Genomic DNA, 6577 nt, shown 5'->3' with positions numbered 1-6577 from the left:
TTTCTGCTTGTCTGCGCTCAGTGATATCAGTGTGCGACCCCACCCACTCACGGATGCTACCATCAGCGTTGAGAACTGGTGTACCACGAACAGAAAAATACCTGTACTCTCCATCGTGGCGACGCAAACGGTGTTCCATTTCACATAAGCTTTTAGTTGACACAGCCCTATTCCAGTAAGCTAGGGTATGATTTACGTCGTCCGGATGTATAACTTCAGACCAGCCAAAATTTTGATATTCCTCATACCTCTGACCAGTGAAGGAACTCCAGCTAGTCTGCTCTCCGCTCATTCTACCGTCAGCGCTGTTAGTCCAATTAATTTGTGTAGTTGCAAGTATCAGAGAACGATACCGTTCTTCACTGCTCCGCAGCACATCCTCGCGCTGTTGTAGTTGAGTTTGCAACTGCACCGTCTTAATCGTCGCATCCAACGCCCGCTTCAGACCCTCCGGCGTGATTTGTCCCTTAACCAGATAATCTTGTGCGCCCGCCTTAATCGCTTGGACGGCGATCTTTTCGCTTCCGACTCCCGTTACCATTACGATCGGCAGAGGCGTTTGCGACTCCTGAGTTTGCAAGGCGGCAAGAAATTCTAGCCCGTCTAGGTCAGGCAGTCGATAATCAAGCAACACTGCATCTGGCTCGTGCTGTCGCCAGAGATTCAATCCTTCTTCGCCCATGCTTGCCTCTACAATCGTGTAAGCATAGTCGTGATCGCGCATCAAATATCGTCGATACATCTCGCGGTCTTCTGGGCTATCCTCCACAATCAAGATAGTGCGACAAAATTGAGTGTTCATTAGCGCTTTTTTATCGCATTGATAGGGAGAACTGTAGTATCAAACCAGTAGTCTATTAAAATTTCAATACTATGCTTTAATCGATTAAAATCCATCGGCTTTACAATATAGCTGTTAACACTCTGTCTATAACAGGCTTCAATATCCTTGGGGTTGTTAGAAGTCGTAAAGATAACGACCGGAACTATCTTTAGAGTCTCATCTTGTTTAATTTTTCGCAATACTTCTCGTCCGTCTGTTCCGGGTAAGTTGAGATCGAGCAAAATTAGTCCTGGACGCGGGGCGTTTTGGGGATCAGCGTAGCGACCTGTGTGATACAGAAATGCCAGCGCGTCGTCGCCATCTACGCAGCGATAAATTGGGATCATAAACGGCGATCGACGAACATAGCGTTGGAAGGCTTCAAAGTCTTCATTGCTATCTTCAACAATCAATAAAAGTGGGGGTTTCTCGATCGCGGTCACAGATGCTTCACTCATGATTGCCCTGCTGCCAGCGTGAAGTAAAACGTGCTGCCTTCACTGAGGGTTGATTCCACCCAAATTTTTCCACCATGTCGCTCGACGATCTTTTGCACAATTGTCAGACCTGCCCCCGTCCCGCCGCCATACTGGTCTTGCGTATGCAGCCGCTTGAAAATTTGAAACACCCGCTTCAAATGCTGAGGCGGAATGCCAATGCCGTTATCGCGGACATAAAAGGTGTAGAATAACGGGTTTTCAGGATCGCCCTTGCCTGATTGAGTGAAGCCGATTTCCACCCATTTCTCAGATTTGTCGTTGTACTTGATGGCATTGGTAAGCAGGTTGGTGAATAACTCACTGACTTGGGTGCGATCGCAGGAAATCGTCGGCAATGGATTAGGCAACCGAAACTCGATCGAGCTTTGGGGCTGGCTGATTCTCAAAGTGTCGATCGCTTGTCGCACTACTTCATTCAGGTTGGCGGGTTGGCGATCGAGTTCGGCGCGTCCCAGTCGAGAATAGTGCAGCAGTGAATTAATCAGATCTTCCATCCGCTGAGTCAGCCGCACGACGGTATTCAGTTTGGCAACTCCATCAGCATCCAACACTTCTGCATAATCCTCCATCAAGAAATTGGAGTAATTATGAATCCCTCGCAGTGGCTCCTTGAGATCATGAGATGCAATGTAGGCAAAAGAATCGAGTTCGGTGTTGCTGCGCTCTAGCTCCAGGTTGATTTTTGCCAAATCGTCCGCCTGTTTGAAAATCACGCCCACAATCAGGCTTCGCAGTTCGGTGACAATTTCGATCTCATAGGGCTTCCAGGGCAATGAGCAACCCTGCACCGCTTCTTGCCATTTTTCAAATGATTTGCGAGGCGATAGCCGTCTTTCTCCGTTGTCGGTTACTTCTACAGGTTTGTTAGGATTGCCGCCCCAATTCACTATTTGAATCACCTCCGGGCGAAACCAGAAAATGTAATTTTGGTGGAACTGAGAGAGCTCTAACGCTAACACGCCACTGGCAACTGCCTTAAAAGATTCTGCGGCTGGGTAAAGCTGAGAGAGCGATCGCGTCTGAAACAGGTTGTTCTGAATCTGGGTTTTGATCCAATCTCGCAGAGCAGGAATTTCAGCTTCTGGTGGTGTTTGACCGATGCAAGTGATCTGATCTGCCCCACAGATTGCCGCTCCTGACGCGCTGACGAGATCAAGCAAATTTGAATTCAGTTGTCTTAAGCCCTCTAAAAAGGACTCTGATTGAGACAACGATTCGACTAGCTTGCTTTGTAACGACTTTAACGTCATTTTGTAGTCTAAGTCTTCATGATCTTCCTTGTTAGACAGTTCTACCGACATCAGCTGCCCCACAAACTCACAAATGGTTCGCACACTATAAGGCACATAGCGAGGATTTGAATGATGACAGGCAATCAGCCCCCACAATTTTTGATCTTGGATCAGAGAAATTGACATTGAGGCCCCAACTCCCATGTTGCTAAGGTATTCCAAGTGCAGGGGAGAAACACTCCGCAGCACAGATAAACTCAAATCTGTGGGGCGATCTTCCACTGGATTGTTCGCCGGGACTAACGCCGCAGGCTGATAGGTAGAGTCAGGAATCAGCCGCAGCCAGTTGAGGATGTAAAGCTGCTGTGCTTGCTTAGGAATGTCAGTTGAAGGGTAGTTTAAGCCCAGATAAGGAGTCAGATCGTCTGCCAGATCTTCTGCGATCACTCGTCCGGCTCCTTCTGCGTCAAACTGGTAGACCATGACGCGATCAAACCCGGTAACTTTTCGCACTTCTTTGACTATCGCCTCAGACATCTCTAGCAACGTAGGAGCCTTTTGAATCTTAGTAATTGTGCCTTTAACACGCCGGTAAAACTCAAAAAAATCCGCCTTCTGGCTATTCTGTTTGGGTTCTAGTTCCAAAACAATTAGAACATTCTGGCGATGCACAATTCCATCAAACCGTAACAATTTGCCTTCACGTTTGATGAAGATATCCAACGGATTCACATGCTCAAATTCTTCGTTTAAGCATTGCTGGATGCTAGCAATCTGCTTGGGAGCGAGTAAGGTTAATAACGGTTTGCCTAATAGGTCTTGAGGAGGATGACCGATTAACTTAAGTGTGTTGCTGCTGACCTGGATGATCGTCAAGTCCGGCTCTTGCAGCACCAATAGCGCGCCGTGGGGCTGAATTAGCCCTGGAATGTGAATCGGTTCTCGATCGCAATTAGTCAAATCAACAGCTTGATGGGTCATGAATGATTATACGTACGAGACAAAAGTTCAAAAGCCGGGAATAAAAAGATAGTAGGCAAGTGCAATTAGCAAGTCCCCTACAATATGTAGACTCACTAGGTAGGGATTCCAGAGGTAGCAGTGACCGTGAGAAACAAATTGTCCTGAATCAAATAAGTTTTCTATAAGTTTCATTATCAATTATCGCTCTTTTTATATTTGAGGTAAATCTTTACTCTAAAAAGCCATACTCATATCAATAGGACTTACACAATTAGTTACTTATAATCGAATACTCCCAAAATAGACGCAAGATAGAGGTAAATAAAGCGCATAACAAACGATTCTCCAAATCTGTTCTAGTTTTTGCAAAAATGGCAATCAAATAATCACAATTGGTTAATTTTACTATCAAGTAACTGTTGTAAATAAAGCTTCAGTGAAAATACTTAAGCTCTAAAGTGTTTACTTTAATAAAGTCCGTAGTTATACGGTGGTAAACTAAAGATAAATAAATAAACAGTAGTATCTCACCTTTACAGTAAGTAACTAGACCTCTTGCATAAATAGGAAAAAGATGGCACAAGTAGGTTATGAGGAGGAACGCTATAACTTACAAACAGTTAAAAACCTTAAGACCGAGGAATTTAAACGCTTTTGTGGAGTCCATCTTGAAACTTTTACGCGGATGGTCAAGGAGCTAGAACCGGATCTGGAGCGTACAGGAAAAAGAGGAAGTTAGCCCTCACATCTTGCCCCAAGTTACATTAATGTCTATTCCATGATGCTTGGCTAAAGGTTGTAAGCGTTGAATCTCTGCAAGCATGGGTAATAACGCCATCAGTGGCAGCAAGAGTTCAAGCGCTTTTTGTGCAGCCTCGCCCCAATCAGGTAAGGAGTTGGTAGGAGCATGAAGGTAGACCCAATGGGCTAGCAAATAAGCGGTCAAGGATAAAACTAACCATCTATACACTCCCAGTAAGGTTTGTTGACCAAAGCGATGAAGACCAAATCGGTGCTTTGCTGTTTTGAAAAATCCTTCAATGGCCCAACGGCGACGGCCCCACCAAGTCATAGTGTTGCCCTTAAGAACTTTGGTGCAGAGGATATAGCGTTTTTCAAGTTTGCCATCTGAACGCTTGAGGTAGTACCAGGATAAACACACTCGGAATTTTAACCCACGCAGTCGCACTTGCTGACCTCTTTTGTGCAAATGTCTTATGCTGCGACCATCAGCAAGCTTGCGGACACTACAAACACCAATAAGAGCATGGTATTTGAGTTGACGGATTTTGGTGACAAATTCATTATTGCCGAAAGCAGTGTCAGCTAGAACTAAAACTTTAAAGTGTTGAGTCAAACTTATTGGCAGTCGTCTCACAAGGCGTAATCCTAGCTGAGTGGGAGTAGGAGTATTTTTGCCACGGTAGACTTGAAAGCTCCAAGGTACTCGCCATTGTCCCACGACCATGTAGAGCATAACAATATGAAGACCTCGTTTACCGTTGTAAACTCGGACTAAGTGTTTAAACTCTCGAAATTTTCCGGTTTTCTCCAGTGTTGTCAGGTCGAGTATCACCTGTAGTGTCGGTCTACGCCCTACTCGCGGCTGGGATAGAATTTGTTGAAGTGCGGTTTCCTGTACTAATCTGATTACCTGCCGGGTTGACCATTGGTACTCATTGAGAAACCGACTTAAAGCACTGGCAGATTTTGTTTTACAATGTTCGGGCAAAGGAACGCCTTGCCCTTCTAGAAATAAACCTAGTAGTGCTTGCAAACTATCTTGTTGGTAAGCACTGGGCATCAGAGCTTGTAGTCCTGAAATTAAGGCTTGGGCTTGAGATAAAATGGCAGACATGAATAAGCAGCGCGTAAACTTTTACTTATACCTTTTTCTCAGCAAGTAAGCTTTTCATAAATTGTTGATTCGAGTTTACCCAACTGCTGAAGATTAAATAAAAGACCTATTGTTCTCCTCAGCAAATTTTCAGACCAATCAAAGCGATAGCGACCAAGAATATTGATATGCTCATATCCCAAAGGCTACAAGGGCACAATATCTTCAGTGACCATCACTAACTATTTATGCCAAAGATGATTCAATGCTGCATCCAGATAATAAGTATTCCCTAAGAGACTAGCTTCAGCTTGTGACAACCCTCTATCCGATAGCTGGCTCCCCTACGCCCTATTCATGCAAGAGGTCTATTGTTATTGTTAAGTATGGGCTTGTACTCTCGTCAAATTCACTGTTACATCTAGGGCGTAACTGCTTGAGCCGATTAATCAGCCGTTCAATGCGGTTGATTAATCGGCACAGTCTACGATTGAAGCGGGGTTTAAATTTAACATTCTTGCTCTTGGGGATGACTGGTTTGCTGACGACGCAAAGTACGGCGAATTACCTGTGCATCACAACCTTTATAGAACCCATTTGATATCTATGTCTGTAGCTGCAACCCTTATGCCCATCTAGGTTTCAAATATTTTGCTGTCATTGTTTCCTAGTTTCGCGCCCTGTGTCCACTGGGTTGCTGAAAATAGCTTTACTGTCCACCTTGTATTCCAAGAAAAGATCCCAAATGGGTTCTATAACCCATTAAGTACCGAGGACGCTGCTTCAGTTGAATAGACTTCTTGCATGAATCCCATTTTGGTAGGAGTTTCTAATAGTTTGAACTGCCTAATTTACTATTCACGCAGGAGGTCTAATTTAGCAATCTAATTGTCTCTCAACAGTGTAGTATATTACCGAATAATCAACAACATTACACCCCGATCAGTGATAGAGGTGCTTCTTCTTCTGCCGTCCGCTGCCACTCTTGATCAAAATATTCTTACTACGTTGCAGATCTGCTAACTGGGCTAACCGATCTAAAGTAGTTACTTGCTGCAACTGCTGATATTCTGATTGCTGAATGGCGATCGCCGCATGGGTAGCCAATTGATTAAGTAAGCTGATCTCAAGCGGTTGCCAGTACCTCGCTCCACTACACTGATGAACAATTAGTAGTCCCCACAGTTCTTGCTTCTGAAGAATGGGAACCACCAATTTTGAC

Annotated in this window: 7 protein-coding genes; 1 reads left to right on the top strand and 6 read right to left on the bottom strand. The window is 44.7% G+C overall.

All coding sequences use genetic code 11. From position 1 onward, the window contains the following. From AC2VE5_RS23525 to AC2VE5_RS23510, 4 genes are all read right to left on the bottom strand, one after another. The coding region (locus AC2VE5_RS23525) for a response regulator (protein ID WP_486890084.1) at positions 1-802 on the bottom strand (802 nt) is incomplete at its 3' end. Then, positions 802-1281 carry a response regulator gene (locus AC2VE5_RS23520; RefSeq protein WP_486890083.1) on the bottom strand — a complete coding sequence of 160 codons (480 nt, stop codon included), beginning with the start codon at positions 1279-1281 and terminating at the stop codon, positions 802-804. The genes AC2VE5_RS23520 and AC2VE5_RS23525, both read right to left, overlap by 1 nt. Beyond that, on the bottom strand, positions 1278-3536 hold the full coding sequence (locus tag AC2VE5_RS23515) for an ATP-binding protein (RefSeq protein WP_486890082.1): 2259 nt from the start codon (positions 3534-3536) through the stop codon (positions 1278-1280). The genes AC2VE5_RS23520 and AC2VE5_RS23515 overlap by 4 nt, the downstream gene beginning before the upstream one ends. 27 nt (positions 3537-3563) lie before the next feature. Continuing rightward, the gene (locus AC2VE5_RS23510) at positions 3564-3710 is read right to left on the bottom strand and encodes a hypothetical protein (protein WP_486890081.1); all 147 of its coding nucleotides are present in this window, start codon (positions 3708-3710) and stop codon (positions 3564-3566) included. A gap of 382 nt (positions 3711-4092) precedes the next feature. Between AC2VE5_RS23510 and AC2VE5_RS23505 the strand changes: the two genes are divergently transcribed. Continuing rightward, the gene (locus AC2VE5_RS23505) at positions 4093-4257 is read left to right on the top strand and encodes a hypothetical protein (protein WP_486890080.1); all 165 of its coding nucleotides are present in this window, start codon (positions 4093-4095) and stop codon (positions 4255-4257) included. A gap of 3 nt (positions 4258-4260) precedes the next feature. Here AC2VE5_RS23505 and AC2VE5_RS23500 read toward each other — a convergent pair whose 3' ends face one another. Continuing rightward, positions 4261-5376 (bottom strand): transposase, encoded by a 1116-nt coding sequence (locus AC2VE5_RS23500; RefSeq protein WP_486890079.1) that lies wholly within the window; start codon positions 5374-5376, stop codon positions 4261-4263. Between the two features lie 921 nt (positions 5377-6297). Further along, positions 6298-6577: GAF domain-containing protein (locus AC2VE5_RS23495; RefSeq protein ID WP_486890078.1), on the bottom strand; the 280-nt coding region annotated here is incomplete at its 5' end.

The sequence above is a fragment of the Aliterella sp. E5.1 genome, assembly GCF_057473825.1.
The sequence above is the reverse complement of the archived record's forward strand: the minus strand, read 5'-3'. Positions and strand labels throughout refer to the sequence as shown.

Bases quoted from the DNA above. Each gene is read 5' to 3' on its own strand.
- AC2VE5_RS23505 (WP_486890080.1), top strand. From the start codon at position 4,093: ATGGCACAAGTAGGTTATGAGGAGGAACGCTATAACTTACAAACAGTT.
- AC2VE5_RS23500 (WP_486890079.1), bottom strand. From the start codon at position 5,376: ATGTCTGCCATTTTATCTCAAGCCCAAGCCTTAATTTCAGGACTACAA.
- AC2VE5_RS23520 (WP_486890083.1), bottom strand. From the start codon at position 1,281: ATGAGTGAAGCATCTGTGACCGCGATCGAGAAACCCCCACTTTTATTG.
- AC2VE5_RS23515 (WP_486890082.1), bottom strand. From the start codon at position 3,536: ATGACCCATCAAGCTGTTGATTTGACTAATTGCGATCGAGAACCGATT.
- AC2VE5_RS23510 (WP_486890081.1), bottom strand. From the start codon at position 3,710: ATGAAACTTATAGAAAACTTATTTGATTCAGGACAATTTGTTTCTCAC.